The organism is Pseudidiomarina salilacus, assembly GCF_047323925.1.
In the GTDB taxonomy this organism is placed as follows: domain Bacteria; phylum Pseudomonadota; class Gammaproteobacteria; order Enterobacterales; family Alteromonadaceae; genus Pseudidiomarina; species Pseudidiomarina salilacus.
In genome coordinates, this window is the sequence record NZ_CP178754.1 from 12,828 (window position 1) to 38,272 (window position 25,445).

The 25,445-nt window shown below is 50.6% G+C and carries 31 protein-coding genes; 8 read left to right on the forward strand and 23 right to left on the reverse strand.

The window, feature by feature from the left end; translation table 11 throughout:
• Genes ACJ8W9_RS12650 through ACJ8W9_RS12670 form a run of 5 tightly spaced genes read left to right on the forward strand, consistent with a single transcriptional unit; the run spans nt 1 to nt 2,978 of the window.
• On the forward strand, nt 1-345 hold the full coding sequence (locus tag ACJ8W9_RS12650) for a Na+/H+ antiporter subunit C (RefSeq protein ID WP_034734097.1): 345 nt from the start codon (nt 1-3) through the stop codon (nt 343-345).
• On the forward strand, nt 345-1,862 hold the full coding sequence (locus ACJ8W9_RS12655) for a monovalent cation/H+ antiporter subunit D (protein ID WP_411361213.1): 1,518 nt from the start codon (nt 345-347) through the stop codon (nt 1,860-1,862). The genes ACJ8W9_RS12650 and ACJ8W9_RS12655 overlap by 1 nt, the downstream gene beginning before the upstream one ends.
• The gene (locus ACJ8W9_RS12660; RefSeq protein ID WP_411360444.1) at nt 1,855-2,343 is read left to right on the forward strand and encodes a Na+/H+ antiporter subunit E; all 489 of its coding nucleotides are present in this window, start codon (nt 1,855-1,857) and stop codon (nt 2,341-2,343) included. Before ACJ8W9_RS12655 ends, ACJ8W9_RS12660 begins: the two co-directional genes overlap by 8 nt.
• On the forward strand, nt 2,337-2,606 hold the full coding sequence (locus ACJ8W9_RS12665; RefSeq protein ID WP_034734101.1) for a K+/H+ antiporter subunit F: 270 nt from the start codon (nt 2,337-2,339) through the stop codon (nt 2,604-2,606). The genes ACJ8W9_RS12660 and ACJ8W9_RS12665 overlap by 7 nt, the downstream gene beginning before the upstream one ends.
• Nucleotides 2,607-2,615: 9 nt before the next feature.
• The gene (locus tag ACJ8W9_RS12670; protein WP_034734103.1) at nt 2,616-2,978 is read left to right on the forward strand and encodes a Na+/H+ antiporter subunit G; all 363 of its coding nucleotides are present in this window, start codon (nt 2,616-2,618) and stop codon (nt 2,976-2,978) included.
• Here the strand turns inward: ACJ8W9_RS12670 and ACJ8W9_RS12675 are convergent.
• The 13 genes from ACJ8W9_RS12675 to queE all read right to left on the reverse strand — a co-directional run bounded on the left by ACJ8W9_RS12675 (nt 2,975) and on the right by queE (nt 12,727).
• Complete coding sequence (locus ACJ8W9_RS12675; RefSeq protein WP_411360447.1) at nt 2,975-3,703, reverse strand: hypothetical protein; 729 nt, start codon at nt 3,701-3,703, stop codon at nt 2,975-2,977. The genes ACJ8W9_RS12670 and ACJ8W9_RS12675 overlap by 4 nt on opposite strands.
• On the reverse strand, nt 3,696-4,175 hold the full coding sequence (locus ACJ8W9_RS12680; protein ID WP_411360449.1) for a tetratricopeptide repeat protein: 480 nt from the start codon (nt 4,173-4,175) through the stop codon (nt 3,696-3,698). The genes ACJ8W9_RS12675 and ACJ8W9_RS12680 overlap by 8 nt, the downstream gene beginning before the upstream one ends.
• Entirely contained in the window at nt 4,159-4,536 is a 378-nt protein-coding gene (locus tag ACJ8W9_RS12685; protein ID WP_411360450.1) for a DUF192 domain-containing protein, read from the reverse strand. Before ACJ8W9_RS12685 ends, ACJ8W9_RS12680 begins: the two co-directional genes overlap by 17 nt.
• 10 nt (nt 4,537-4,546) lie before the next feature.
• Nucleotides 4,547-5,335, reverse strand: a complete 789-nt coding sequence (locus ACJ8W9_RS12690; protein WP_411361214.1) for a type II secretion system F family protein — start codon at nt 5,333-5,335, stop codon at nt 4,547-4,549.
• Entirely contained in the window at nt 5,322-6,188 is an 867-nt protein-coding gene (locus ACJ8W9_RS12695) for a type II secretion system F family protein (protein WP_411360454.1), read from the reverse strand. Before ACJ8W9_RS12695 ends, ACJ8W9_RS12690 begins: the two co-directional genes overlap by 14 nt.
• A 3-nt stretch (nt 6,189-6,191) precedes the next feature.
• Nucleotides 6,192-7,361 carry a CpaF family protein gene (locus tag ACJ8W9_RS12700; RefSeq protein ID WP_411360455.1) on the reverse strand — a complete coding sequence of 390 codons (1,170 nt, stop codon included), beginning with the start codon at nt 7,359-7,361 and terminating at the stop codon, nt 6,192-6,194.
• 2 nt (nt 7,362-7,363) lie between these two features.
• Nucleotides 7,364-8,557, reverse strand: coding sequence for a type II and III secretion system protein family protein (locus ACJ8W9_RS12705; protein ID WP_411360457.1), 1,194 nt, complete (start codon nt 8,555-8,557; stop codon nt 7,364-7,366).
• Nucleotide 8,558: 1 nt separating this feature from the next.
• A complete protein-coding gene (locus tag ACJ8W9_RS12710) occupies nt 8,559-9,287 on the reverse strand; it encodes a Flp pilus assembly protein CpaB (protein WP_411360458.1) in 729 nt (242 codons plus the stop codon).
• Nucleotides 9,288-9,446: 159 nt separating this feature from the next.
• Complete coding sequence (locus tag ACJ8W9_RS12715) at nt 9,447-9,947, reverse strand: hypothetical protein (RefSeq protein ID WP_411360460.1); 501 nt, start codon at nt 9,945-9,947, stop codon at nt 9,447-9,449.
• 1 nt (nt 9,948) lies between these two features.
• Nucleotides 9,949-10,488 (reverse strand): hypothetical protein, encoded by a 540-nt coding sequence (locus ACJ8W9_RS12720; protein WP_411361215.1) that lies wholly within the window; start codon nt 10,486-10,488, stop codon nt 9,949-9,951.
• On the reverse strand, nt 10,488-11,684 hold the full coding sequence (locus tag ACJ8W9_RS12725) for a hypothetical protein (RefSeq protein ID WP_411360464.1): 1,197 nt from the start codon (nt 11,682-11,684) through the stop codon (nt 10,488-10,490). Before ACJ8W9_RS12725 ends, ACJ8W9_RS12720 begins: the two co-directional genes overlap by 1 nt.
• Nucleotides 11,684-11,962: a Flp family type IVb pilin gene (locus tag ACJ8W9_RS12730; protein WP_034734121.1), complete on the reverse strand. Its 279-nt coding sequence runs from the start codon at nt 11,960-11,962 to the stop codon at nt 11,684-11,686. The genes ACJ8W9_RS12725 and ACJ8W9_RS12730 overlap by 1 nt, the downstream gene beginning before the upstream one ends.
• A gap of 78 nt (nt 11,963-12,040) precedes the next feature.
• Complete coding sequence (gene queE, locus ACJ8W9_RS12735; RefSeq protein ID WP_411361216.1) at nt 12,041-12,727, reverse strand: 7-carboxy-7-deazaguanine synthase QueE; 687 nt, start codon at nt 12,725-12,727, stop codon at nt 12,041-12,043.
• A gap of 75 nt (nt 12,728-12,802) precedes the next feature.
• Between queE and queC the strand changes: the two genes are divergently transcribed.
• Nucleotides 12,803-13,468, forward strand: coding sequence for a 7-cyano-7-deazaguanine synthase QueC (gene queC / locus ACJ8W9_RS12740; RefSeq protein WP_411360466.1), 666 nt, complete (start codon nt 12,803-12,805; stop codon nt 13,466-13,468).
• Nucleotides 13,469-13,471: 3 nt separating this feature from the next.
• Here the strand turns inward: queC and nagZ are convergent, their stop codons facing one another.
• Entirely contained in the window at nt 13,472-14,491 is a 1,020-nt protein-coding gene (nagZ, locus tag ACJ8W9_RS12745) for a beta-N-acetylhexosaminidase (protein WP_411360468.1), read from the reverse strand.
• Between the two features lie 152 nt (nt 14,492-14,643).
• On the opposite strand from nagZ, the gene ACJ8W9_RS12750 reads away from it, so the two are divergent.
• Nucleotides 14,644-15,963, forward strand: a complete 1,320-nt coding sequence (locus ACJ8W9_RS12750) for a S41 family peptidase (RefSeq protein ID WP_411360470.1) — start codon at nt 14,644-14,646, stop codon at nt 15,961-15,963.
• On the opposite strand, the gene ACJ8W9_RS12755 is transcribed toward ACJ8W9_RS12750, so the two are convergent.
• Genes ACJ8W9_RS12755 through serB form a run of 5 tightly spaced genes read right to left on the reverse strand, consistent with a single transcriptional unit; the run spans nt 15,960 to nt 20,417 of the window.
• A complete protein-coding gene (locus ACJ8W9_RS12755) occupies nt 15,960-16,709 on the reverse strand; it encodes an ABC transporter ATP-binding protein (RefSeq protein WP_411360471.1) in 750 nt (249 codons plus the stop codon). The two genes, ACJ8W9_RS12750 and ACJ8W9_RS12755, sit on opposite strands and share 4 nt — an antisense overlap.
• Complete coding sequence (locus tag ACJ8W9_RS12760; RefSeq protein ID WP_411361217.1) at nt 16,709-17,665, reverse strand: FecCD family ABC transporter permease; 957 nt, start codon at nt 17,663-17,665, stop codon at nt 16,709-16,711. The genes ACJ8W9_RS12755 and ACJ8W9_RS12760 overlap by 1 nt, the downstream gene beginning before the upstream one ends.
• A gap of 1 nt (nt 17,666) precedes the next feature.
• A complete protein-coding gene (locus ACJ8W9_RS12765; protein ID WP_411360475.1) occupies nt 17,667-18,398 on the reverse strand; it encodes an ABC transporter substrate-binding protein in 732 nt (243 codons plus the stop codon).
• Nucleotides 18,398-19,759 carry a DNA repair protein RadA gene (gene radA, locus ACJ8W9_RS12770; RefSeq protein ID WP_411360477.1) on the reverse strand — a complete coding sequence of 454 codons (1,362 nt, stop codon included), beginning with the start codon at nt 19,757-19,759 and terminating at the stop codon, nt 18,398-18,400. Before radA ends, ACJ8W9_RS12765 begins: the two co-directional genes overlap by 1 nt.
• A gap of 1 nt (nt 19,760) precedes the next feature.
• The gene (gene serB / locus ACJ8W9_RS12775; protein WP_411360479.1) at nt 19,761-20,417 is read right to left on the reverse strand and encodes a phosphoserine phosphatase SerB; all 657 of its coding nucleotides are present in this window, start codon (nt 20,415-20,417) and stop codon (nt 19,761-19,763) included.
• Nucleotides 20,418-20,472: 55 nt separating this feature from the next.
• Here serB and ACJ8W9_RS12780 point away from each other — a divergent pair, with 55 nt between their 5' ends.
• Nucleotides 20,473-21,075 carry a hypothetical protein gene (locus ACJ8W9_RS12780; protein WP_411360481.1) on the forward strand — a complete coding sequence of 201 codons (603 nt, stop codon included), beginning with the start codon at nt 20,473-20,475 and terminating at the stop codon, nt 21,073-21,075.
• Here ACJ8W9_RS12780 and ACJ8W9_RS12785 read toward each other — a convergent pair.
• The 4 genes from ACJ8W9_RS12785 to ACJ8W9_RS12800 all read right to left on the reverse strand — a co-directional run bounded on the left by ACJ8W9_RS12785 (nt 20,996) and on the right by ACJ8W9_RS12800 (nt 25,443).
• Nucleotides 20,996-21,790 carry a TatD family hydrolase gene (locus tag ACJ8W9_RS12785; protein WP_411360483.1) on the reverse strand — a complete coding sequence of 265 codons (795 nt, stop codon included), beginning with the start codon at nt 21,788-21,790 and terminating at the stop codon, nt 20,996-20,998. The two genes, ACJ8W9_RS12780 and ACJ8W9_RS12785, sit on opposite strands and share 80 nt — an antisense overlap.
• A gap of 3 nt (nt 21,791-21,793) precedes the next feature.
• Nucleotides 21,794-23,383 carry a peptide chain release factor 3 gene (prfC, locus tag ACJ8W9_RS12790; protein WP_411360485.1) on the reverse strand — a complete coding sequence of 530 codons (1,590 nt, stop codon included), beginning with the start codon at nt 23,381-23,383 and terminating at the stop codon, nt 21,794-21,796.
• A 94-nt stretch (nt 23,384-23,477) separates the two neighbouring features.
• Entirely contained in the window at nt 23,478-24,191 is a 714-nt protein-coding gene (gene deoD, locus ACJ8W9_RS12795) for a purine-nucleoside phosphorylase (RefSeq protein ID WP_411360487.1), read from the reverse strand.
• A gap of 19 nt (nt 24,192-24,210) precedes the next feature.
• Nucleotides 24,211-25,443: a phosphopentomutase gene (locus ACJ8W9_RS12800; RefSeq protein ID WP_411360488.1), complete on the reverse strand. Its 1,233-nt coding sequence runs from the start codon at nt 25,441-25,443 to the stop codon at nt 24,211-24,213.
• Nucleotides 25,444-25,445 lie beyond the last annotated feature (2 nt).

Genomic DNA, 25,445 nt, shown 5'->3' on the forward strand with positions numbered 1-25,445 from the left:
ATGGAAACGCTTTACTCAATCACTGTCGGTACACTGACAGCTTGTAGTGTCTTTCTGATTCTCCGGGGTCGGTCGTTTCCTATCGTTATCGGCTTAACCATGTTGTCATACGCAGTGAACTTGTTTCTATTTTCGACTGGGCGCCTCGTCATTGACCAACTGCCAATAGTGGGTGTCAGTGAGACCAGCACCGACCCATTACCCCAAGCACTGGTGCTTACGGCCATTGTCATAGGTTTTGCGATGACCGCCTATTCCATCATTCTCGCAGTACGGGTGAGGGGTGAAATTGGCTCGGACGAAGTCAATGACTACAACTTCGCTGAACAGGAAGGACAGCGTTAATGTTTGCAAAACACCTCATCATTTTACCGTTACTCGTGCCAATGCTGGCAGCCCTGCTGCAGTTACTGCCATGGGGTGAACGAGCCCAGCAACATCGCCGCACCATTGGCATTGTCGCAGCAATACTGAACCTTGGTCTGGCATTGTGGTTATTCGCGGTAGTTCAAGACGAAATCATTGTTTACGCGCTTGGTAGTTGGCAAGCGCCCTTTGGTATTGTCTTAGTCGCAGATAAACTAGCCACACTCATGGTCCTGTTAACTGCAGTATTGGCTTTACCTGTACTGGTTTTTGCCTGTCATGGCGAGGACAGCTTGGGGTCACATTTTCAAGCGCTCTATCAATTTCAGATCCTCGGCATCATGGGTGCATTCCTGACCGGTGACCTATTTAACCTCTTTGTATTCTTCGAAGTGTTGCTGATTTCTAGTTATGCCCTATTAATGCATGGTGGTGGTAAAACTAAGCTGCGCGCAACCTTACACTATGTTGTGCTCAATCTTACCGGCTCTGCAATATTTCTGATTAGCCTGGGTGTTCTCTACGGTATTACGGGCACGCTCAACATGGCCGATATGGCTGGCAAAGTCGCAGCGTTAACTGGTGATGAGGCAGTGATTGCGCGCGCTGGTGGTCTGTTATTATTTATCGTTTTTGCACTCAAAGCTGCTTTATTGCCACTGTACTTCTGGCTGCCACAAGCCTACGCCAACACTACCGGCACAGTCGCCGCGTTGTTTGCAATTATGACCAAGGTCGGTATCTACGCAATTATCCGTGTTTACACAATGATCTTTGGGCCTGATGCGGGTTTTGCCGCACAACTCGGGCAAGATTGGTTATGGTGGCTCGGTCTGGCAACCATTTTGATGGGTGCGTTAGGTATCCTCGGCAGTCGCGATTTGCGCCTAGTGATCGCTTACCTAGTGCTTGTTTCCGTGGGGACCATGTTAACCACCTTAAGTATGGGTCACAGTGACGCCATCAGCGCCCTGCTATTTTACTTGGTACACAGTACATTAGTTACCGCAGCGCTATTTTTGTTAGCTGACCTGATTGCCGAGCAACGGGGCAAAACTGCTTCACGTATCGTCAAAGGTCGTCGTATGGCGCAGCACAATTTATTAGCAGCGATGTTTTTTGTGGCCGCATTGACCGTCATCGGCATACCGCCATTGTCTGGTTTTGTAAGTAAGCTGTTTATCCTTGAAGCCGCACGGACCGGCGCGCAAGTCGCGTTTTTGTGGCCGCTTATACTCGGCGCAACCTTCTTGATGATGCTCGCTTTATCTCGTGCCGGTAGCCGTATGTTCTGGCATACCTTAGATGGTAAGCCAAACGATGTCACTCACCCACGCTGGCAGCACAGTTCAGCCGTGGCACTTTTGGTAGGCGCTGTGGCAATGACGGTTTTTGCGAATGACATTTCCACTTATATGGAAGCCACCGCGACACAACTCACCACGCCAACTGAGTATATTTCAGCGGTTCTTGGCAACGGAGGCACCGATGAGTAGATTTATACCCGCTCCATGGTGGAGCTTGTTTCTACTGGCCTTTTGGCTGCTGCTGCAAAATAGCGTATCGTTTGGGGCGGTTTTAATGGGCAGTATTCTTGCTGTACTGATACCGCTCTACACGCATCGCGCGCGCGATTATCCGATTAAGGTTCACAAACCACTCGTAGCGCTGCAATACGGTGGCATTTTGCTAGTCGATATAATTCTTTCTAATTTCAATATCGCTGCCATTATTCTGCGCCCGCGCAAGCAAATACAGCCTGCGCTGATAGAGTATCCGCTCGATATTAGCGGTGCAGTGCCCATTACCATTCTCGCCAGTACCATCAGTCTGACGCCGGGAACCATTACTGCTGAGCTCGGTAAAGATGGACGCAGTCTGTTGATACACGCACTCAATGTAGCGGATCCGGAAGCTGCGATACAAGAAATCAAGCAGCGCTATGAACGCCGTCTGCAGGAGATTTTTCAATGTTAGTTTTCGCATTGCAGTTCGCTTTTGCGCTATTTGGCTTGTCATTGCTAATGAATATGGTTCGACTGATTCGCGGACCGAGTCTTGCTGACCGCATACTGACGCTGGACACTATTTACATTAACTCGTTGGCGTTGCTGATACTGCTTGGCATTTGGCATAGCACTGCCTTCTATTTTGAAGCGGCTCTGCTCATTGCAATGCTGGGCTTCATTGGCACCGTAGCCGCAGCTAAGTTTCTATTGCGCGGCGACATCATCGAGTAAGGAGCAGCTATGAACGAACTTCCACAATGGGCTGAATGGCTGATTTCATTTTTCATCATACTTGGTGCCTGTTTTGCTTTCATAGGTTCACTCGGTTTATTGCGCCTACCTGATTTTATGACTCGGTTACACGCTCCTACCAAAAACACGACCTTAGGTGTTGGTGGGGTAATTCTGGGGTCAATTCTATTTTTCTCGGTAACAGATGCGCTAAGTCTGCATGAGCTACTCATTGCAATCTTTCTATTTTTGACTGCGCCCATTAGTGCTCACCTATTGGCCAAGGCCGGTCTCCACCTTGAACTAAAGCGTATCGAATCAACTCGAGATCTGCGCAAGAAGCCCGAGCAATATAGCGATCGTGACGATTAATTTCGACAAATTCCAGCGGCACTCAAGCAAGCTTTCAGTGCTCGGTTAAATGCCGCTAATTCATTTAGTTTTACCACTAAATTGAAGTCACCAAGCAACGCCTGATCACTTTCCACAGTGCGAGCGAATAAACTTTGCAATTGAGTGGCTTGGCTCTTTACAAGATCCAACTGCAAGTCGCCATTTAAAACCTCAGCGACAACGCGTTGCGCGTTAAGAATTTGGTTGCCAGTCATATCGACCTCGGTAAAAAATGTTTTCGCTTGGCGCGAGTAAAACCGGGGCTGCAGTGTCTTACTGAAATCCCATTGATCAACGTGCAAATTTTCAATCACGAGCTTGTTATATTTGCGCGTCGCATAGGGGGCTAGCATCGCTAGCTGTGCATCCAGCTGATTAGTCTCTGGGAACTCGAAGAGTAAGGTGTAATTCCCCATAGAAAGTATACTGCTACTGGTTCTCAACTCATCGTTTGCAACGCTAAGTGATAAATCGTAGGTGTTCAGCAAATAAGCGAAGCTAAAGGGTTGTTGGCCAGTTTCAGCGATATAGTTAAGTGCAGCTTGTTGCCAGAAATAGATCAGATCGGCTTGTTTTTCGAGCAACAAACTTTGCTGATCTGTTGGCGGCCGCTGTAACTGAGTCCACACCAGTATTGAACTTAGCATCAGCACTACGATTATCGGCAACATAAAACCCTGACAATGTTGTTTTGCCTTATTCATTGAGAATGACCTCGCGATGAATATTTTGTAGGCGCATTAATGCTTGCAGTAACTCGTCATATTGACCGTGTAGCAATGCAGGTGACTGTTCGCTCAAATGACTGCGACCGCTAAGTAGAATTTCAGTAGCCAAGCGAATGTGGGTAGCAGCACTATTGAGCCATGCTGCTGGATCGTCGGGATTGAGCAAGCGACACTTGTTAAACTTCTGCTCGGCAGCCTGATATTCGTGCAAGCGAAAATGAATCGCTCCTATATAACAACTTGCCTGTCGATCTGCCTGATTGTTGTCAATCGCTTGCAAAATCCCCATGGCTAGATGGTAATCACCTTTTTCATAAGCTTGCATGGCCAACATTCTTTGCTGTTCGGCATCAGCTAAGCGCGGTGCTGGGGGTTGTATGGTCGTAGTTTTACAGCCAAATAGCAGTGTACAGACGAGCGCAGGAAGTACTTTAGTTGGCAAACTCATAAGCCTCTTCCTTCTCTTCAAAACACAGCTGACGGCCAAGCCAACTCTCAATCGGAAACGGTAGCCCTGCCTCACATTCGATGAGTGAACTAGCTGCCCCTAGCGTCAAAATGCGGCCTGGCTGAATATTACGATGCACGGCAACGAGCCTTAGTTGCGCATCTAGCCCCACCACATCAAGTGCAAACCGCATGCCCCAACTATGAATAGCGTTACAGTGCGGAAACCAAAGTGCCTGCCCACGCGGCAACCCAGCGCTCGTCAGTAGTCCTACGAGGCGCTGGGGAAAGCTCGTCAATACCTTTACTTCTGGCCAGATACATTGCTGCTCTGGAACTAACAACATACGTCCCTGTTGCATAAAGAAAGTCCTAAGTTGCTACGATAAATCCCAAGAAAATGGGGCCCAATATTAATAAGAAAGTTACGGGAAAAAAGCAGGTCACTAGCGGTAGCAGCAATTTGATGCTCATCTCTTGTGCTTGCTTTTCAGCTTGCAGTTGCTGCTCTGTTCTGATGCGTTGTGCTTGCAACTGCAACGTCTCTGCCAGCGAAGCGCCGGTTAATTGTGATTGCGCAACCGCCGCTACAAATACCTTTATTTCAGCTGCAGGAATGCGCTGCGCCAGTTCCTCCAGGCTCACCAAAGTAGTGATACCAACGTTCAGCTGTTGTTGCATGATTTGCAACTGCCGTAGCGCCAGCGAACGTGTTTTAATCTCACTGATAGCATGCAACGCTGCGCGCCAAGATAATCCGGCCTGTAACAGCATTGCCAACAGGTCAAGAACCGCTGGCCAGTTACTCACAACTCGCCGAATGTCGCGCTTATGCAATTGCCGTAAACGGACATAGCGCAGCACTGGCAAGGTCGCCAAACCCACCCCCCAGAGCGGAGGGAGCGGCAACGCGAGAACAATTAAATAGAAGCAGAGGTAGCCGAAACCACCGACCAAAAGCTCACTTGGTGTTTGCTGTAACCAGGGGCTGCGTCCCCATTCATAGAGCGCCCGCTGCATTCGAGCAGGAAGATGCTGACACAGCCATTGTGCCGCTCGATTCGCGGGCGCAGCCAACCATGGCAACAAATGTCGCAACCACCAAGCGCCAACGAGCAGGGCAAAAGCTGTAAGTACGACAAGATAGTTATCGAAAGTCATGATTGAAGCTTCCAAGAATACGGCGGGTGATGAAGAAGCCAAGGGCGAGCATGGTGAACGCCACCAGCAATAGTAGCTGTCCCGCTTGCGTGTACAGCAGCAAATCAGTGCTGCTCGGCTGTACCGCGTTGATTGCAAAAAATAGCAGCACCGGTAACAGCATCATGATTTTGCCTTGTAATCTCGCTTGAGCGGATAAACTCAACATCCTTTCGCGGGCGTAATGCTGTTGTTGCAGGGCATCAGCCATGCGGGCCAGCATTGCGCCTTGTTGTCCGCCATGGCGATGGCTGGTGATCAGCGCGAAAACAAAGAATTCGACAAATTGCGACGGTGCTCGGTGGTAAAACAGTGCCAGCGCTTGAGCAAGCGAATCACCGGCGCGTTGCCGTTGAATCAGCACATAAAACTCACTAGCCAGCGGGCGCGGCAATTGCTCAGCACTAATGGTAAGCGCTGGCAACAAACTTAGTCCCGCTTGCAGGCCGCCGACAAGAAGTCGCATGCCATCGGGCAATTGTTGGTGAATGAGCGCTAGCCGACGATTCACCAGCCAAGTGCGAACAAGTGGCAAGCAAGCGAGGAAAAGAGACCCACTGACGAACGCCCAAGCAAGCTGCTGAGTAAAGATGAGTACCAGTAAAGCAATCGCTATTGCCGTTACAGCCACCGCAATATAAAAGTGTTTAGCCGGCATAAAAATAAGTAGGCTTTTGAAAGAGCGTTCAGTTTCATCAACCACTAAATGTTTGGTATGGGAAAGCAGCCGGCCTAGCCCCCAACGCAATAACAGGCCATTCACGACTAGGGTAGCCACGCCAACAAATGAGAGTAGGAAAAGATCGAGCTGCATATCTTAGCGCCACTCCGACTGGATACCCGTTGCGCGCAATTCATTTTCGCGCCACTCAAACATTGGGCTCATTTGATAGGCCATTGCTTCCAGTCCGACAAGCTCACTGACTGCTGCAACTCGGCGATGCCCACTGGCGTCGCGAATGAGCTGAACAATTACATTGACCGCACTACTTATTTGCTGTCTAACCGCCAGTAATGGAAGCTCGAAACCGGCCAACATCACCATCACTTCCAAACGTTGCAATGCCTCGCGCGGGCTATTGGCATGCAAGGTGGTAAATGATCCCTCATGACCGGTGTTCATGGCTTGCAACATATCGAGTGCTTCGGCGCCACGACATTCGCCAATAATGATGCGATCTGGACGCATCCGTAGCGCATTGATAAGTAACTCGCGAATAGTGATCTGCCCACGCCCCTCAGCATTTGCGGCTCGCGCCTCCAATCCAATCAGATTGTCATGCTTGATGCGAAGCTCAGCTGCATCTTCAATAGTGATCACGCGCTGCGATGCTGGAATGTGATCCGCCAAGATATTGAGAAAGGTCGTCTTACCGGTGCCAGTACCACCGATCACCAGAATATTGCGCCGCAGTTGCACCATTTGGATCAGATAGTCACTGGCTGCGGTACTGATTAAGCCACTATCGACCAAGTCCGCAAAACGAAAGCCACGCCGGGCAAACTTACGAATAGTCAAACAACTTCCCTGCAGTGCCAAGGGCGCCAATACCGCATTGACTCGAGAGCCATCAGGTAAACGCGCATCGACCATAGGTTGGGCGCTGTCTATGCGCCGACCAAGCGGTGTTACAATGCGCTCTATAACCTGATGCAATGCCGCTTCATCCGTAAAGCTCAAGTCGGACTGCGAGAGTTTGCCAGCGCGCTCGATGAAAATTGAATCGAATCGATTCACCATAATTTCAGTAATACTCTCATCAGCAAGCAAACCGGCCAAAGGCCCAAAGCCGACACAGACATCAATCACATCACCAATGAGTAGCAGTTCCAATGCGTTTGGCTCCCGCTCCATCTGTGCTTGAACAAACCTAACTAACACTTGCTGCGCAAAATCCTGCAAGCTCGTTTCATCAGCAAAGCTTCGTTTTAAAGCTTCTCTTTGTAGTTCATTCTTTAAATGCGCCATCAGCATCGTTTTATCCATGCTCAAAAATGCTCCGTAAAAGGGTTAACCAAACCAGAGCAACCGACTTGCTGGTGAAAGCTGCGTCTGCTCAAGCGCTGTTGATGCTTCAGTTGCTGCTCTTCGGCGGGTAGCTTCGCCGTGCGTGGTGTCACCAGAATCATCAACTCTGTTTCGGCATTACGAAATTGCTCTGACGCGAACAACTGACCCAGAATTGGCAACTGATGTAACCACGGGAACCGATCGGCCTGCGCTGACTGTTCACTTTGCAACAGTCCTGACAACACTAGGGTTTCACCATCAGGTATGACAAATGAGGAGCCGACTTTACGACTCAATAGACCGGGAATTCCATTCACAGCAGTGGCGGGATCAATCGAACTCATCTCGGCCGTGAGGTCAGTATGAATTTGTCCATCCGTCAGCCGTTCAGCCCGCATCTGTAGCTTAATTCCGTAATCACGAAAGCTCACGTCCTGCATCCCTTGAGCTAAAACCTGCGGTATCGGAAACTCACCGCCGACAAGAAAGTTAGCTGAACTACCGCTTAAAACTGACAAAACTGGATTCGCTAATAGCTCTGCATGACCCTCCCGCTCCAACAAATCGAGGGTCGCTTGAGCACTCACTGGTAAGTGGATCCAACTGCCCAGATCCTCAACCAGAGGTCCATTTAGGTGTGCGGGCCAACGCACCCCAAGATGCTCGGAATAGGAGCGCTTCACTTCGGCGATTAATACCTCTAGCTCCAGCATTGGTGGTTGCACTGCCGGCTGCCACACCAAGTGGTTGATCAGTTTTGGCTGGGCGGCAAATAACGCAGCGAATTCGACTTTGTGAGCCTCACTCATCGGCCCAGATAACTGAATAAGCTCGCCCACTTCAACAATTTGCAGGTCTGGAAATCGCCGTTGTAGCGCCAACAGTACATGCCGCAGTTGTTCATCGGGCGGCTCTATTACGGTAACCGTAATACGTCTGCTTTCAGCGCCTTGTTGAAACAGGAGGATTTGACTGCTGCCAGCACTCTTACCAGTCAGCACCAGTTGCCCACTAGGCAGCGCTTGATGACTTAACACCTCAGGTTTGGTTAACACCACCTCATTGGCATCGTGCATCGGTATCACCAGCGTCTCATCGACAAATAGCTGGTGATCGTTACTTGATGCAGGGCTGGTCAGCCCCAGCGTCAGCAGCCAAAGCATTGTTAGCATCCTAGCCTCCCTGGCGTTCCATTAAATAAATAATCGGGTTCGGTGAATTCAGCCATAATTCAGTTAAGTGCTCGGGCCGCTGTAACCAAATCGAGAATTGACTCTGCCGCAACTGCTCAAACTGATAGGCTTGTTCTGCTGAAAAACGAAATGTGAGTGTAGTTGCAAGCCCTTCTTGCCAACCGGTGTCGGTAAAACTATCGAGCGCCAGCACCTCGACATTAGGTATTGCAGTCAGCGGCGATGTCTCAGATCGGTAATCCTGACCGACCAGCGTCACAAAGTTGCCCACTTCGACGAGGCCATGATGAAGTTGCTCAATTGAAACTGTAGCTGTAACGGCAAATTCGCCGGGGGCCAGCACATCGCTAAAACTGGTTGCCTGCAAGATACCGAGGTGTGCCAGCGATACCGGCTCGCCAGCTGCAACAAATTGTTGCGTATGACTGCCAACAACTACGCTCACGTCCTGTGGCAATAGCCAGTCATCAGTCACATAATCCGGTGGAAATTTACGCTGCTGAAAATCTTCAATAGTAACCTGCTGCCCAGCTTCTATGTCGCGGCTATAAACCAACAACCAAATCATCTGGGCATCACGCTGCTGTTCGGCCGAAGCCGATTTTTCAGCCACATAGTTTTGCAGTGTCCAGTAGAATGCCACTGCCAGACTTAAAGCCAGTACAGCATTGAGCGCCAACCACCAAGTTTTTGCGCGCAGTCTAAACATCTTCATGAAACCCAAAGCATCAGCGTAAAGTGGTGCCAAACGTGCAGATAGACCGCCATCCACTGCCGTATCAGCAACTCTAGAAAAGCCAACAGAGTAACCCCCTCCACAACCGGAGCAGTGATCATAAGCAGCAGTGCCAGCGCCAGTAGGAGTATCTCAATCGTTACCTGCCCCTGTTGTTTGATAGCGTAGCGATAGGAAACCATCCGGCGTTTGATGAAGAAAAAGCCATTCCAACGGTTGGTGCAGCAAGAGGTAGTATCGATCCGCGGACAAACGCACCAACTGTGCGTTGCGGTTGTTGTGCCGCAGACGGAGATAGTTAAGTAACTGTTTCGGGTGATGCCGCGTTTCATAAACTTGCAATTGATAGGGTTCATTTGTGACCTCCTGTAACAAATTCCCGCGCCAGCTTCGCGTGACTGTTTTTCCAGTTGGCGCATCGGCTTGCAGGCGCGTGAGCCAGTAACTGCCATCGAAGTTCTGTAAGATCCAGCGCGCTCCGGCACGATCACACCACTCCCCGACACTCGGTAGAATTTCTGGCTCACATTGCATATCGCGCAAACTCGGCTGTAACGGTTGGTGGACCTGCCAAACCTGCTGCTGATGACTGCCAGTTAATTCGCTAACTTGCCAATCCGCTGGAACCTCCATGCTAGTCACCAGGCCCTGTGTCAGCAGTTGTCACTAGCGGTGCCGCATCGCTATTCACGTAACCGAGTCGAAGTTGGTCTGGCGCAAACTCATCGGTGAAGTACAACCAGCTGATCACTTGTTGAAAATGCGGCAGACCAAAGTCGTTTGCATAAGAAAACGGCGTCAGCTGGGCTGGCCGCACGGTTAGATCTGTCGGTTCGCTCGGTAACCACGCATCGGTCAGGCGCGCCATCGCTCGAAACTCTTCTGAGCCGCTCAAAAAGTTCAGGTTGTTGGTTGCAAAACTCAATGGTGTCATTAATTGCAACGGTGCCAATACGCGCTTGCTGGTATTGGCAAATGCATACGCGTCACTAGCTTGCACCTCACTTGCCTGTGAAAAGCGCCACAAAATGCTGCGCGCTTTATCGATACGCTGTTGCTGTTGCCACTGCAATGGCACAACGACACGCGCGATGACGACCAACATCAGAGCCAGCAATGCCATAATGACGAGACTTTCAATCAGCACCTGTCCGTGCTGCCGCATTAGGTTCATTACTGTTGCTCCTGCTCTAGCAACAAACCGAGCACTGTTTTGTCGCGCGTGTTCAAGCTCTGCAGTTGGGGTTGCCACAAGCCATTCCATAAATTTGCGCTTTCTACTGCGCCATCTTGGCGTGGTATGAGGCTCTGGGGACGCGAAAAGTAAACTCCTGCCTTGGCCGTTGCTGCAGCCGTCTTTACAATGACCTGTGGCCATTCTTGCGGTTCGAGAGCAGCTGTATTGAAATAGCGAAACATAGCACCGGAATTGGCTAACCGAGCTTGTTTGGCGAGCGCTAACGAAGTAGCGCGACTATTGATGTGAGCACTCGCTCCAAAGTCGTTGGCAGCGACTGGACGTTGGATCGATTGACCTAGATAGGCAGCCCCATCGCCCCAAGGGAGCTCCTCGCTATCGAGGAGTCCATGCAAATGAATGGAAACAGTGTCCATACTCTGCCAATGCCATTGTCCCGATTTCTCTTCATATAATTTCGCTCCCCCGGCTTTATCGACCGTTATATGCAGAACGTGAACCCAGCGATAACTACGCTCCGCCGAAAATGGATCGAGGCTACTCAACATGATTTCACGCGCATGTCCGGCATCACCGCCACTGGTATGCGGCGCAATCGACTGCCACCACAACCAAGGCACCGGTACCAAACCTGGGGCGTGAAGAATTTGCCAGTCACTGTCGTCAGCGTGGTCATGCAAAGCATAGATGTCAGTCAAGGTGCGCGGAATCTCCAGCGCAAAACTTGCCCGCGCTAGCCACTGCGTAGCATGAATCGCTGTAGTGACTACGCGTTGAAATTGCAGAATGGCACGGAGTGATTGCAATAAAGGTTGCTCAATAGAGCGTATAACGCGCGCAATATTTTGCGTGATGGCATTTAAATAAGGCACCCAACTTGCGGCTAATGCACTGCGTTCACTCACGTCCTGCATCATTTCGTACCAACTCGCAATACCTGCTACTTGGGCGAGGCTAAGTTGATTAGCAATCAAGGCACGATTGAGTAGAGCGAGAAGGTTCATCTCCCGCGCCAGCAAAGTTGCCGCAGAAATCGCCATGTTGTCAGCGATATTTTGCTGGTACCAATGATCGCGTACTCGTTCCCCCATGGTTACAACACCGAGGGTTAACGCCAAGAGGGCCGCGATCACTGGTAACATCCAGACACTAATAGCACCGCGTTGCACCATTAGTTGTCGCCAGATTCAGTAGCTTCGTCGTAGTTTCCAAGCGTCACATTTTGGCGCGCGACCGTCCCTGAACGCCGCGCTGCCGAACGTGCTTGGTTGAGTTGTTGTGAGGCGTTTTGCCCACTCACCTCATGGGCAATGCCAGCCACTTGGTTGCGGACAGTTTTGCCAAGTAGCGAATAGACCCCTATCGCTGCCACGGCAATAAGTGCCACGATAATGATGTATTCGGTCATACCTTGACCGCGTTGAGAAGAGAGTGAACGTCCGTGTTGCATGGTGCCTCCGTGCGCTAAGTTGTCGTGCAATAACTATAGTGCAAGCGCGCACTGCGAGGCGTTAGATACGGTATCTGCTTACTCGATATGAAGATACTTGTGGAGTTGCACTGAGAGTCGCCAGTTGCGTTCGATGCAGGTTTTTATGGCCAGCTCTGTCGCTCGTGGACGCTGCGAAATCGGTTGCAAGCAAATGATTGCCGCTGGGTTCGGCGGACAACTTTTTAAGAGTTTATCTAATGCCTCAATATGCTTTTCCATCGCCACGGGATGCTTGATTTCGTCCGCTCTTTGCAGACAGTCTGGACGCACCAAATAGCCACCAGGCATATCTAACTTCGGCGATACGGTCACCCATGTTTGCGCGGTAACCTGCAGCGCAAAGGTGCCACTGGTTTCGATTTGTAATTGATAGCCCGCCGCCTCGAGTGTTTCACCTAGCTCGCGTAAATCGAACATGGCTGGCTCACCACCAGTGATGACCACATGCTTGGCGTTAAATCCCTGCGCTTGAAAGGTCGCGAGAATGGCCTCGGCATCAAGCGCCGCCCACATTGGACTGGCGCTGGGTTTCCCCACCACCTGAGCAACCGGCACTTGGTCCTCAGCGCGTTGCTCCCAAGTATGTTGCGTGTCACACCATGGGCATCCTACTGGACAACCTTGCAAGCGCAAGAAAATTGCTGGCGTTCCAGTATAAAAGCCTTCACCTTGAATAGTTTCGAAGATTTCGTTTACGGGATAGCTGGTAGTAATGGGATTCATCCTGATTTACGGTAAACTATGCCGCTATTGTACCGCAAAGTTCATAAATGTGAGTAGTTCACGAGGAGATTTCAGATGGCGAAGGTAGTCGTAATTTATTCTGGCGGCATGGATTCGTTCACGGTATTGCATCGCGCAATCAAAGACGGCCACGAAGTTTATGCACTGTCATTTAATTACGGTCAACGGCATGTCAAAGAACTCGATGTTGCGCGGCAAGTCACCGATCAACTCGGCGTGCCACACAAAATCGTCGATATCACCGCGATCAATGAGTTAATCGCCAATAGTTCACTGACGTCAGACGCCGCAGCCATTCCAGAGGGGCATTATGAAGAAGCCTCAATGCAATCGACCGTGGTACCGAACCGCAACATGATCTTGTTATCATTAGCGATAGGTTATGCTGTTTCTATCGGCGCAGAAGCTGTCTATTACGGTGCCCATTCAGGTGACCATGCGATCTACCCCGATTGCCGACCTGAGTTCGTGCAGAAAATGAATGATGTCAGTCGTATTGCCAACTATGAACCGATTGAAATTGCGGTGCCTTACTTGCACTGCGATAAAGGCGAGATTCTTGCAGATGGACTCGCCATGGGGCTCGATTATAGTCACACTTGGACTTGCTACAACGGGCGCGAACAAGCTTGTGGCAAGTGCGGCGCCTGCGTTGAAAGATTAGAGGCATTTGCCAGCAACAACTGTGTTGACCCGCTTGCTTACGAGTCAACAACCTAGGGACTAATCGCTAAAACGTTTCAGCAGTTGCTGTGCTTGGTGCCAACGTGGATGATTATGTAAGATCGGTAGCGCCAGCGCAGCACCTTTACCTAAACGCTCATAACATGCAGATTGCTGCTGTTTCGTCTGTTGCTCGACGCGACTTAAAACGCTATCAAGCACAGCTTCGGCGCCTTTTCGGTCGTTACACGCAAGCACCATGTCGCAGCCCGCATCCAGCGCGGCATGCGCACGCTCTGGCATCCCCCCAGCTATTTTGGCGGCAGCCATGGCAAGGTCATCACTAAAAATCACTCCTTTGAAATCGAGTTGTCCACGCAAAATTTGCTGGATCCAGTAAGGTGAAAAACCAGCCGGTCGGTCATCAACAGCGGGATAAACAACATGTGCTGGCATAATGGCATCCAAGCACGGCGCCAACTCAATAAAGGGTGGCAAATCGGTTTTAAGGATCTCTTCCCAGCTACGATTATCAATCGGCTCAGCAATGTGGGAATCGGCCTGCACCGAACCATGGCCAGGGAAGTGTTTTCCTGTTGCTTTCATACCTGCTTGGTGCATACCTTTGATAAAGCAACGGCCTAAATGAATAACCTGCTCAGCATTGTCGGCAAAAGCACGTTTACCGATGACTTCACTAATTCCGTTGACATCAAGCACTGGTGCAAAGCTGAGATCAAGATCGCGCGCAAGTAGTTCACTCGCCATCAACCAGCCAAGTTCTTGGGCAATCTGTTGAGCATCGGCTAAGTCGTTTGCAACCGTCAGAATGTCGCCCATCGCCGGCAGCTCAGAAAAGCCATTGCGAAAACGCTGCACGCGTCCGCCCTCGTGATCGACAGCAATCAACAATGGATTACTGGCGGCAGCACGCGTTTGCCGAACCAGCTCGTGCAGCTGTTCAGGGTCGGTAAAATTGCGCGAAAAATAAATAACGCCACCCACGGCGGGATGAGCTAACAGTTCACGTTCCGTTGCGCTAACTTCAGTGCCCTGCAGGTCGATCATTACTGCTGTCATGGAAGATGCTCGTTTACTACATAAATGTGACCGCAGTGTGCCAAAAATTCCTGTCAGCGTCACTAAGCAATTTTCTCACTCTAGACGTACAAGTTAGAGCATCGTATAAATAATTGATGTGCAGCAAGAGGTTGATGGTTATGAATGGCATTATGACAACTGCAGCTAAATTCATCATGAGCGCTAGTGCGATCGCTCTGCTCGTAGCGTGTGGCGGTGGCGGCGGTGGAAGCTCTACACCAACAGGCAGTGGCTCAGCGAATTCCGATAATTGCTCAGTCGTTGGGCAGAATGAATACTTTTTGGATTACATGCGCGATGACTACTTCTGGTATAGCGACATTCCAAATAATATCGATCCAAGTGACTATAACTCGGTGTTCGAACTGCTAGATGCAATTCGCAGCCCGGTCGATCGGTTTAGCTATGTGTTGACTGAAGCCGAATACCAATCACGCTTTGTGAATGCTGAATACATCGGCTTTGGCTTCGCCACTCGCACCTTAGGTAATCGTTTGTTGCTCAATTACGTGTATCCAGATTCACCGGCCGCACAAGCAGGAATGCAACGTGCCGATGAAATTACCGCAATCGATGGCACCTCAGTGGCTACCCTTATCGCCAACGGTAGCTTGAACCAAGCTTTGGGTGCTAACAATGTGGGTGTTACCGTGGAATTCAGTTGGCAACGTCCAGACGGTACTGAATTCACTGAATTAGTCAGTAAAACCGAAGTTGAAACTAACACAGTGTTGGCAACCGAGCGCTTCACAGTCGGCGAACAAGATGTTGGCTATTATGTACTCAATAGTTTTATTGACCGCACTGGCGCTGATTTAAACAATGCCTATGATGCCTTGGTGGGCGTTGATGAGTTAGTCATTGATGTCCGCTACAACGGTGGTGGTCTCATTCGCTACGCGAATCAGGCGAGTAGTCAGGCCGCAGGTAATAATGTGCTTGGTTTTGATTTCGTCACGCTGCTATTTAACGACAAAAATACAGCCAATAACTATACCTCTCAGTTCGAACTAATTGATGGCGTGCGGCAGCTCGATCTAGACCGTGTATTCGTGCTAACCACAGGTGCAAGTTGCTCCTCGTCAGAATTACTGATCAACAGTCTCAAACCCTTCATCGAAGTGGTGGTCATAGGTCAACCCACTTGCGGCAAGCCAGTGGGGCAATCGCCACAACCATTCTGTGATAAGCGTAGCTTTGTTATCAACTTTGAAACCGTCAATGCAGAAGGAGAAGGCCGTTACTTTGATGGTATCGCCCCCACCTGCCAAGCGAATGACAACTTGGTCGCTAATTGGGGACAAAACGGCGATCCTTTGCTTGATGAGGCGCGCTTTTACATGCTCAATAGCAGTTGCAGTCCAGTTAGCGCGGCGTCTTCCGTAGTTAAGGAGAACACCGAACAAAGCCGCCGGCATCCGCTGCTTGAACAATGGGCAAACGAGTTTTAATCTGCATCTCTGAGCAGTTGGGGTAGCCAACCTACCCCCTGTTCAGTGCATAACCAACGCGCTTGTATTCGAAATGCCGCAGCAAGGTTCTCATCACTGAGTACCTCGGCAGGCTCGCCAACGGCACGCAGCGCCCCTTGGTCGAGCAGCAACAAAGCATCACAAAAGCGCGCGGCTAAGCTTAAATCGTGCAGAGCCACCATAACTAACTTGCCGGTGCGCGCTTGCGCCCTCAACAACTCCATCATCTGTAACTGATAGTGGATATCGAGACTGGCAATAGGTTCGTCCAACACTAACCAAGGCAAATCGCCAAGCAATGCGCGCGCCAAATGTACGCGACGCTGCTCGCCTCCAGATAAGCTTGCCATGGGGCGTTGCAGTAACGGTTGTAGCTCTAACAGCTCAGTCACTCGTGCTATCTCTGCAGTCACCGGAGTGCTTAAGCGTAAATTGACCAGTCCCACCTGTAACACTGTTGCAACCGTGAGCGCACCATCGGCGTGCGGCTGCTGTGGCATGAAGCTTAAAGATTGCCGGCGTTGCAACGCAGAAGAGTCGAGCCAGTTATCACCGCCGAACTCCACGCGCCCCTGTGTTGCTGGTAATTGCCCGGCCAATAGATTCAGCAAAGTACTTTTGCCGGCACCATTTGGGCCAATAATGCCTACCAGTTGCGAACCGCTCAGTCGGCAAGAAATCGGCTGCAAGCGAGGGGTTAAACCTAAATTTTCAATAGTTACCATCAGCGCACCTGTTGCCGCCATAAAAGCACAATCAACCAGGGTGCACCAACAAACGCTGCTATCACGCCCAATTGCATTTCCACCGGTGTTGGAATGACCTTGACCAGGCTGTCGATCAATAACAGCAAGGCGGCTCCAGAAAGCGCGCTATAAGCGACCAGTTGCGGTGGACGATGTTCGCCAAGTAGCCGCGCAAGGTGTGGCGCTAGTAGGCCAATAAAGCCAATCACACCAGCGGTCACCACTGACGCTGAAATCAGTAAAGTAATGGCGAGCAGCAGCCACCATAGCGCCCAACGTTGGCGAAACCCGAGTGTTGCCAGGGTTGCTGCATCAAAAATATGCGCACTTAAGTAGCGCTGTTGCGAGACAATCAGCAAAGCGCCGATGACAACTGCTGGAAATAATAGATAGACCTGCTCCCAACCACGGTTCGCGACCGAGCCCAACAACCATAGACTCCACTCTAGATATGCAAATGGATTTGGTGCCAAATTCAAGACTAAAGCGAGTAATGCTGCAGCAAAAGCAGCTACTGCCACGCCCGCGAGAATCAAACGTAAATTATCAGTGTAGTGCCCAACAATCGCCCACAATAAAAGTAGGCTCACGAAGCCGCCCAGCATGCCAACCAACGGCAGTAGCCAATTCACCGGCAATAGTACTCCGGTATAGAGCACCAACACCACGGCCAAGGCACTTCCTCCGGCAATACCGGTAATGCCAGGTTCAGCCAGTGGATTACGAAAAACAACTTGGAGCACTGCGCCAGCCATCCCAAGCGCGGCGCCGTTTAGCATAGCTAGTAAAGCGCGCGGAAGTCTGAGGTCAAACAAAATAACAGCGCTGTTGTCACCTAAATGCGCAAAACCGAAACTGGACGGGCCAAGCGCCAAATGCAAAAAACTTAGCACCAATAAAATGATCAACGCTGATAGTAAATAGCGCAGCTGCATATCAAGCACCGCCTCGCGTGATACTGTGCAAATAATCCACAGCACGATAGTCGGCACAGCCAGCAATATCCCCGTCAACTTCAACCACACGTCGTTGTGCTAACCAATGCTGCACAGCGTCGTGCCACAACCAATCTTGTGAGCGCCCATAGGATTGCGAGAACCCTTCCAAAATCACAGTGTCAGGTTCGCTTGCCAGCAATTGTTCAAGTTGCAGACGCACTAACTCGCCATTGCCAGCAATTGGACTCAGCCGCGCCCCATGCTGATGCAGGAGTTGGCCCACCCAACTGTTAGCGCCCCACGTGTATGAATTAGGCATTAACACCAGGAGCTCACCGAGGTCATCGAGGCGATAGCCTTGTAATTCTTGTTGTTGCTGCCGCAACCATTGTTCGGCAGCCGAGGCTACTTGCAGTTCAGTGGCAAGTTGTCGTACCGCGTTACGCCAGCCAGACATGGAACTGACATAGGGCAAGGTCAATACTTCTGCGTGGTCTTGCAGTGCCAATAACAACTGCTGATTGACAAAACTACCAGCGACAATCACGTCAGGCTCACCCAACACGATAGCTTCAAGACGCTGTTGATGGCCCGTGGTCGGCAGCACTTGCCAGGTCGATGGCAGCCATTGCGGTAGCCAGTCATCTAAACATGGATTAATACTGGCGACGGTCTTCGCGTTCACCGCGGTAAACCACAGTGCGGCAAGCACCACTAGCGCCATTCTCATTAAACCGCCTCTAACGCTTGCTGTAGGTTTTTGACGGCAACTACTTCCATCCCTGCTATTGCCGCTTTTGGCTTGTTGCCAGCAGCCACTATGGCCCGTTTGAAGCCGTGTTTGGCAGCTTCTTGCAGGCGTGTTTGACCATTTTGCACCGGACGGATTTCCCCTGCTAAGCCAACCTCGCCAAAGACAATAAGATCGCGGGGCAACGGTTGCTCACGGAAGCTCGAAACAATCGCCAATAACAGCGCAAGGTCTGCCGCGGTTTCGGTGACGCGCACGCCGCCAACCACGTTAACGAAAACGTCTTGATCCGACATATGCAAACCGCCATGACGGTGCAATACCGCGAGCAGCATCGCTAAGCGGGTCGCTTCCATTCCCACCGCAACGCGGCGAGGGTTGGCTAATTGACTAGCATCCACTAACGCTTGTAACTCGACCAACAACGGTCGTGTCCCCTCCCAAATCACCATCACCACCGAACCGTTGCCATGATCCTCGCCGCGTTGTAAGAAGATTGCGGAAGGGTTTGTGACTTCTTTCAGCCCCTGCTCTGTCATAGCGAATACGCCCAGTTCGTTGGCGGGTCCAAAGCGGTTTTTATGACCGCGAAGTGTGCGAAAGCGTGCGTCAGCATCACCTTCTAACAGCAACGATGCATCAATGCAGTGCTCGAGCACTTTCGGGCCAGCTAAAGAGCCGTCTTTGGTAACGTGGCCGACCATGATAATCGCCACACCTTTACGTTTCGCATAGCGAGTCAGATAAGCGGCCGATTCCCTTACTTGCGACACACTGCCGGGAGCCGATTGAATATCAGCAAGGTGCATCACTTGAATGGAGTCAATCACCATTACTTTGGGTTGTTCTTTATCGGCAAGATCGCAAATGGTTTCGACTGAGGTTTCCGCCAACATGCGCAGTTTATCGGTCGGTAATTGCAAACGTTTAGCCCGCATCGCCACCTGCTGTAAAGATTCCTCACCGGTTACGTACAGTACCGGCATATGCGTTGCGAGGTTGCACATGGTTTGCAACAGCAAAGTACTTTTACCAGCGCCGGGGGAGCCGCCTATCAGTACTGCGGATCCTGGCACAACGCCACCGCCTAAAACCCGATCAAACTCTTGAAAGGTGCTACTGAAGCGCGGTAGCTCCTCAAGATTGACCTCGCTGAGGGTTTGCACTTGGGCTTGAGTTGCGCCGGCAAAGCCGCGGCGTTCAACCGCAGCGGTTTTTGCGCTGGCTAAACGAACTTCGGTAATCGTGTTCCACGCTTTACACTCGGTGCACTGTCCCAACCAGCGCGGAAAGTCAGCTCCGCAGTCATTACAGACATAAGCCGTCTTTGCTTTCGCCATATTATTGTTTCTCGTTGTGCTGTAAGTGATGCGCTAGCGCCATTAAATTCGGTTCATTGATGACAATATCGGCAACCGCTTGCAGTGCCGGTTTCGCACAAAATGCCACACCCACCGCAGCAGCTTCTAGCATGGCTTGGTCATTGGCGCCATCACCCACAGCGATAGTTTGTGCTAGGGGGATTTGATAATGCTCAGCCCACACTTTGAGTTGCGACGCTTTGCGTTGTGCATCTACGATAGGCTCCGCGACCTTGCCGGTGAGCTTATCGGCGTCCCATAACAAGCTGTTTGCGCAGTGCTGATCTAAACCAATAGCGCTGGCTAACTGCTCAGTAAACCAAGTAAAACCGCCAGATACCACCGCAGTGCGCCAGCCTTTTTGGCGAAACCAAGTGATGAGTTCTGCTGCTCCGAGGGTCAGCGGAATTGGCTGAAATAACTGCGCCAGCTGGTCACGTTCCAATCCAGCTAACACCGCCACGCGCTGTCGTAAACTTCCGGCAAAATCGAGTTCACCGCGCATTGCAGCTGCGGTGATGGCCGCTACTTCAGCTTTGCGATCGACCAAAGCGGCCAGCTCATCAATGCACTCAATCGTGATTAAGGTTGAGTCCATATCAAAAACAACCAGTCCCGGTTGTGATAAATTTACCATGTTTACTGCTCTTCTGTGGTTGCTCTAATGACCGCCCTCAGCGTATAGTTTTGCTATGACGACTGCACAACATGTTATCAATATCATCAAGCTTGTCTATCGCCGTGGTCGACGATTGTTGGCTGCGTTGCTATTGATCATCCTCATTGAGAACTTTTGGAGCAACATGCAGGACACTAGTTTGTCCGATTTGCAGACACACAGTCAGCAGTTGATTGAGTTAACCGCCGAGCAAGCTGCCCATGAAGCGCGCCATTGGTTGATAGCGAATGAACAAGATAACTTACAGCAACTGGTGCAACAACTAACGCAACAGAAGCTGATTGAATACGCAGCTATCTATAACAACTATGGTCAAGAGGTGGTGAGTGCCGATGCCATAACTGAGAGTCCGGAACAAGCTTTCGTCATTGTAAAAGAAATTCGCGAAGGCCAACTCATTCATGGTTTCTTGCACATCACCATCAATCAAGATTTATTGCTGGCAGAACCGTTAGCGACGCATAGTTATTTGTCGTACTACGGACAGTTTTTATTGGTTTTTGCCGTTTTAGCTGGGATTCTGATTGCTATAACGTTTAACAAATGGCGTTATCGTCGCCTTCGGTTAGCTGCGCCAACTGACAACTCGTCTGCCAAAGCTGCTTCGCAACAGTAGCGGCAGGCTCGGTGCGCAGCTCCTGCAGCGCCAGCAATACCTCAGCACAGTAGCTCGGTTCGTTGCGTTGACCTTGGCGACCTGCCAACGGCATATCCGGTGCATCCGTTTCGAGCACTAAAGCGGTTAGTGGAACACGGCTGATAGCATCGCGAGTTTTACGAGCGCGTTCGTAGGTAATGGTGCCACCGACACCTAACTTGAAGCCTTTTTCAATCCAGCTGCACGCTTGTTCATAGCTGCCACTGAATGCGTGCAGAATACCTTGGACCGAGCGTTGTTCCAGATACTGCTTCAGATAACCCAACAAATCACTTTGGCTTTTACGATGATGTAAAATCAACGGACGTTGATAGCGAACGGCGAGTTGTACTTGCTCGACAAAGAATTCGCATTGCTTTTGCCAATGTTTACAGGTGCGATCTAAGCCTATCTCCCCCACCCACAAGTTGCTGTTGGCCGCCAATTGTTGCTCAACCCAAGTCAGGTGCTCTGGCTGGTGCTCGGCAATAAAATAAGGATGCAAGCCGACTGCGTAGTGCAACTGCACACCAGCGCACTGCTCAAGCTGCAGGCGTGGTGTTTGATGTGTGGTGCCGGGTACCCAGATATGCCGAATTCCCTTGTCGTAGGCGCGTTGCAGGACTTGCTCTCGATCCGCATCAAACACCTCGAAATCAAGATGGCAGTGGGTATCGAATAGCAAGTCGGTCATGCGTTAATGCTCGCGCGTTTGATGGAACTCAATATCAGGGTAACGCTCAGTTGCCAAGCTCAGGTTTACCATAGTGGGGGCGATGTAGGTTAGGCTATCACCGCCATCAAGAGCTAAGTTTTGTTCCGCTTTACGACGGAATTCGTCAAGTTTGCGCTCATCCTTGCAGGTCACCCAACGGGCCGTGGCAACATTGACTGATTCATAGATAGCATCGACGTTATATTCTGATTTTAATCGATGCACCACCACATCAAACTGCAGAACACCCACTGCACCGACGATCAAATCATTGTTGCTGAGCGGCCGAAACACCTGCACCGCGCCCTCTTCCGAAAGCTGAACCAAGCCTTTCAACAGCTGCTTTTGTTTCAGTGGATCTTTTAAGCGAATACGACGGAACATTTCTGGCGCGAAGTTCGGAATACCGCTGAATTTGAATTTTTCACCAGCGGTAAAAGTATCACCAATCTGGATAGTACCGTGGTTATGCAAGCCGATAATATCGCCAGGGTAAGCTTCTTCGACTTGCTCGCGATCACCGGCTAAAAACGTTAACGCATCAGAAATACGCACATCTTTACCCGTGCGGACCTGATGCATCTTCATGCCTTTTTCGTATTTTCCGGAAACGATACGCATAAAGGCGACTCGGTCACGGTGTTTAGGGTCCATATTCGCTTGGATTTTAAATACAAAGCCAGAAAAGCTCGGCGCCGTTGCAGCCACGGCTGTCGCTTCATCGGTTTCCCGTGGTAACGGCGTCGGCGCCCATTGCACTAGGCCATCAAGCATGTGATCAACACCAAAGTTACCGAGTGCGGTACCGAAATAGACTGGCGTTAATTCTCCAGCCAAAAACATTTCAAGGTCAAAGGCGTTAGATGCACCCTGCACTAACTCAATCTGATCGCGCAAATCTTGCGCATAATCACCAAGGCGTGCATCGAGCTCAGGGTTATCCAATCCTTTAATGACATCACGCTCTTGAATGCGGTGCCCTTGGCCGGTTTTGTAGAGTATCACTTCATCATCGATGAGGTTGTAGACGCCTTTGAAATTCTTACCTGAACCAATTGGCCAAGTGATTGGGGCGCACATGATATTCAGCACACTTTCGACTTCATCGAGTAGCTCCAGTGGGTCTCGAATATCACGGTCTAGCTTGTTCATAAAGGTGATGATTGGCGTGTCACGTAAACGAGTGACCTCCATCAGCTTGATGGTGCGGTCTTCAACACCCTTAGCGCCATCGATGACCATCAGGCATGAGTCGACGGCGGTTAAGGTACGATAGGTATCTTCCGAAAAGTCTTCGTGCCCTGGGGTATCAAGGAGGTTCACCAATGCATTCGCATAGGGGAATTGCATCACCGACGTGGTCACCGAGATGCCCCGTTCCTTTTCCATTTCCATCCAGTCTGATTTAGCGTGCTGGCCAGACTTTTTGCCTTTGACGGTACCGGCTTTTTGGATGCGTTGCCCGTGCAACAAGACCTTTTCGGTAATGGTTGTTTTACCTGCGTCAGGGTGCGAGATAATGGCAAACGTGCGGCGTTTGGCGACTTCTTTTGCGAGTGCTGATTGCGACATTCATACTTTCCTTTTGAACTAACCCGCGCATTTTCGCTGATCCAGTACAAAAACGCCACCCAAATGGGTGGCGCGGCGGAAATTCATTGTCGAGTTAAGCGCTTGGGCTAAGCGCGTTGAGCGCAAACTCAATCATGGTTGCAAAACCACTTTGTCGATCCGCTGCTGATAACTTCGCGCCAGACAACAGATTGTCAGACACCGACAACACCGTCAGTGCTTGCGCATTAAACTGAGCTGCAACTGAATAGAGTGCTGCCGCTTCCATATCAAAGCCCAGCACCCCAAATTTTCGAAACAGAGGCCACAATGCTGTGTCACCGCCATAAAAATTATCAGTCGAGAAAATAAGTCCAAGTGTAACTGCACTGCCGCTGTGATCGGCATAGTTCAAGAACTGCTGTAATAAACGCGGATCAGCGACTGCAGGAAAATCGAGCCCGGCAAATTGTTGGCGATTAAAGCTCGAATCCGTGGCCGCCGCATGTGCAATGATGACATCGTTTAAGTCGAGCTGTTCATTGATCACGCCACAACTACCAACCCGCACCAATTTTTTTACCTGATAATGTTGCAGTAATTCGGTAGCATAAATGGCGCACGACGGCATGCCCATTCCGGAGCCCATTACCGATATCCGCTGGCCTTTGTAGTTACCCGTGTATCCCAACATATTGCGTACATTGGTGACACATTCAACGCTTTCTAAATACTGCTCAGCGATAAACTTTGCCCGTAGTGGATCACCGGGAAACAAGCAGGTTTCTGCGAAATCACCTGGCTTTGCGTTAATATGTGGAGTACTCACGCCAATGTTCCTTTTGTTCTTACTTCGAATCAGCAGACGGCAGTAATGATGCCCCATAGTCCATGGCGGGTAAGCCATAAAATTCAGCAAGGGTTTGCGCTATATCAGCAAAAGTCTCACGTTTACCGAGGTTGTTAGTCGGTAACTGCGCGCCATAGAGCAACACCGGAATAAACTCGCGGGTATGGTCGGTGCCTGGCCACGTTGGGTCGCAACCATGATCAGCTGTTAAAATAAGTACATCATCAGCAGCCATTGCCGCCATGACCTGCGGCAACAATGTGTCGAAGGTCTCAAGCGCTCGCGCGTAGCCTGCCACATCACGACGATGCCCATAAAGCATGTCAAAGTCGACTAGATTGGTAAAAATGAGCGCACCATCAGGCGCTGTTTTCAACTGCTCAAGCGTCTTATCAACAAGTGCCTCGAGACCATCAGCTTTGTATTTTTGCGTGATGCCTTGATGGGCGAAAATATCAGCAATTTTGCCAATGCTGATGACTTCATGCCCAGCGTCTTTGAGCGTATCTAGAACCGTCGGCGCCGGTGGTGGCGTTGCATAGTCGCGACGATTGGCGGTACGCGCAAAGCCGTTTTCTGCATTACCAGTAAAAGGTCGTGCGATAACGCGCCCAATGTTGTATGGGTCAACGAGTTCTCGCACCAGTTCGCACAGCTGATAAAGACGTTCAAGCCCAAACGTCTCTTCGTGACAGGCAATCTGAAAGACCGAGTCGGCTGAGGTGTAGACGATGGGTTTGCCAGTCTGACAATGCTCAGCGCCGAGTCGCTCAATAATCTCAGTACCCGAAGCGTGGCAATTACCAAGGTAGCCCGGCAAATCAAAACGTTGCACCATTTGCTGCAATAAATCCGCTGGGAAGGAGTCGGTTTTATCGGCAAAATAGCCCCAATCGAACAGTACCGGCACACCAGCTATTTCCCAATGACCAGACGGCGTATCTTTGCCTGACGAGAGTTCTTGTGCCCAACCGTAGCGCCCGATAATACCGTCAACCGGCCCCATTCCTGCGGGATAGCGTCCTGTGGCACCGCGGCTGACTTCCGCAAGTCCCAAACGATTCAGATTTGGTACGTGCAACGGGCCCTGTCGCCCCTCATCGGCTTTGCCTGCGGCACACAATTCTGCAATGTGACCAAAAGTATCGGCACCTTCATCGCCGAAGGCGGCCGCGTCATCCGCGGCACCCACACCGAATGAATCCAGAACCATGATGATTGCACGTGCCATAC

Excerpts from the sequence above, each read along its gene's own strand:
- ACJ8W9_RS12650 (WP_034734097.1), top strand. The coding sequence starts at position 1 with ATGGAAACGCTTTACTCAATCACTGTCGGTACACTGACAGCTTGTAGT.
- ACJ8W9_RS12655 (WP_411361213.1), top strand. The coding sequence starts at position 345 with ATGTTTGCAAAACACCTCATCATTTTACCGTTACTCGTGCCAATGCTG.
- ACJ8W9_RS12660 (WP_411360444.1), top strand. The coding sequence starts at position 1,855 with ATGAGTAGATTTATACCCGCTCCATGGTGGAGCTTGTTTCTACTGGCC.
- ACJ8W9_RS12665 (WP_034734101.1), top strand. The coding sequence starts at position 2,337 with ATGTTAGTTTTCGCATTGCAGTTCGCTTTTGCGCTATTTGGCTTGTCA.
- ACJ8W9_RS12670 (WP_034734103.1), top strand. The coding sequence starts at position 2,616 with ATGAACGAACTTCCACAATGGGCTGAATGGCTGATTTCATTTTTCATC.
- ACJ8W9_RS12675 (WP_411360447.1), bottom strand. The coding sequence starts at position 3,703 with ATGAATAAGGCAAAACAACATTGTCAGGGTTTTATGTTGCCGATAATC.
- ACJ8W9_RS12680 (WP_411360449.1), bottom strand. The coding sequence starts at position 4,175 with ATGAGTTTGCCAACTAAAGTACTTCCTGCGCTCGTCTGTACACTGCTA.
- ACJ8W9_RS12685 (WP_411360450.1), bottom strand. The coding sequence starts at position 4,536 with ATGCAACAGGGACGTATGTTGTTAGTTCCAGAGCAGCAATGTATCTGG.
- ACJ8W9_RS12690 (WP_411361214.1), bottom strand. The coding sequence starts at position 5,335 with ATGACTTTCGATAACTATCTTGTCGTACTTACAGCTTTTGCCCTGCTC.
- ACJ8W9_RS12695 (WP_411360454.1), bottom strand. The coding sequence starts at position 6,188 with ATGCAGCTCGATCTTTTCCTACTCTCATTTGTTGGCGTGGCTACCCTA.
- ACJ8W9_RS12700 (WP_411360455.1), bottom strand. The coding sequence starts at position 7,361 with ATGGATAAAACGATGCTGATGGCGCATTTAAAGAATGAACTACAAAGA.
- ACJ8W9_RS12705 (WP_411360457.1), bottom strand. The coding sequence starts at position 8,557 with ATGCTAACAATGCTTTGGCTGCTGACGCTGGGGCTGACCAGCCCTGCA.
- ACJ8W9_RS12710 (WP_411360458.1), bottom strand. The coding sequence starts at position 9,287 with ATGTTTAGACTGCGCGCAAAAACTTGGTGGTTGGCGCTCAATGCTGTA.
- ACJ8W9_RS12715 (WP_411360460.1), bottom strand. The coding sequence starts at position 9,947 with ATGGAGGTTCCAGCGGATTGGCAAGTTAGCGAATTAACTGGCAGTCAT.
- ACJ8W9_RS12720 (WP_411361215.1), bottom strand. The coding sequence starts at position 10,488 with ATGAACCTAATGCGGCAGCACGGACAGGTGCTGATTGAAAGTCTCGTC.
- ACJ8W9_RS12725 (WP_411360464.1), bottom strand. The coding sequence starts at position 11,684 with ATGGTGCAACGCGGTGCTATTAGTGTCTGGATGTTACCAGTGATCGCG.
- ACJ8W9_RS12730 (WP_034734121.1), bottom strand. The coding sequence starts at position 11,962 with ATGCAACACGGACGTTCACTCTCTTCTCAACGCGGTCAAGGTATGACC.
- queE (WP_411361216.1), bottom strand. The coding sequence starts at position 12,727 with ATGAATCCCATTACTACCAGCTATCCCGTAAACGAAATCTTCGAAACT.
- queC (WP_411360466.1), top strand. The coding sequence starts at position 12,803 with ATGGCGAAGGTAGTCGTAATTTATTCTGGCGGCATGGATTCGTTCACG.
- nagZ (WP_411360468.1), bottom strand. The coding sequence starts at position 14,491 with ATGACAGCAGTAATGATCGACCTGCAGGGCACTGAAGTTAGCGCAACG.
- ACJ8W9_RS12750 (WP_411360470.1), top strand. The coding sequence starts at position 14,644 with ATGACAACTGCAGCTAAATTCATCATGAGCGCTAGTGCGATCGCTCTG.
- ACJ8W9_RS12755 (WP_411360471.1), bottom strand. The coding sequence starts at position 16,709 with ATGGTAACTATTGAAAATTTAGGTTTAACCCCTCGCTTGCAGCCGATT.
- ACJ8W9_RS12760 (WP_411361217.1), bottom strand. The coding sequence starts at position 17,665 with ATGCAGCTGCGCTATTTACTATCAGCGTTGATCATTTTATTGGTGCTA.
- ACJ8W9_RS12765 (WP_411360475.1), bottom strand. The coding sequence starts at position 18,398 with ATGAGAATGGCGCTAGTGGTGCTTGCCGCACTGTGGTTTACCGCGGTG.
- radA (WP_411360477.1), bottom strand. The coding sequence starts at position 19,759 with ATGGCGAAAGCAAAGACGGCTTATGTCTGTAATGACTGCGGAGCTGAC.
- serB (WP_411360479.1), bottom strand. The coding sequence starts at position 20,417 with ATGGTAAATTTATCACAACCGGGACTGGTTGTTTTTGATATGGACTCA.
- ACJ8W9_RS12780 (WP_411360481.1), top strand. The coding sequence starts at position 20,473 with ATGACGACTGCACAACATGTTATCAATATCATCAAGCTTGTCTATCGC.
- ACJ8W9_RS12785 (WP_411360483.1), bottom strand. The coding sequence starts at position 21,790 with ATGACCGACTTGCTATTCGATACCCACTGCCATCTTGATTTCGAGGTG.
- prfC (WP_411360485.1), bottom strand. The coding sequence starts at position 23,383 with ATGTCGCAATCAGCACTCGCAAAAGAAGTCGCCAAACGCCGCACGTTT.
- ACJ8W9_RS12800 (WP_411360488.1), bottom strand. The coding sequence starts at position 25,443 with ATGGCACGTGCAATCATCATGGTTCTGGATTCATTCGGTGTGGGTGCC.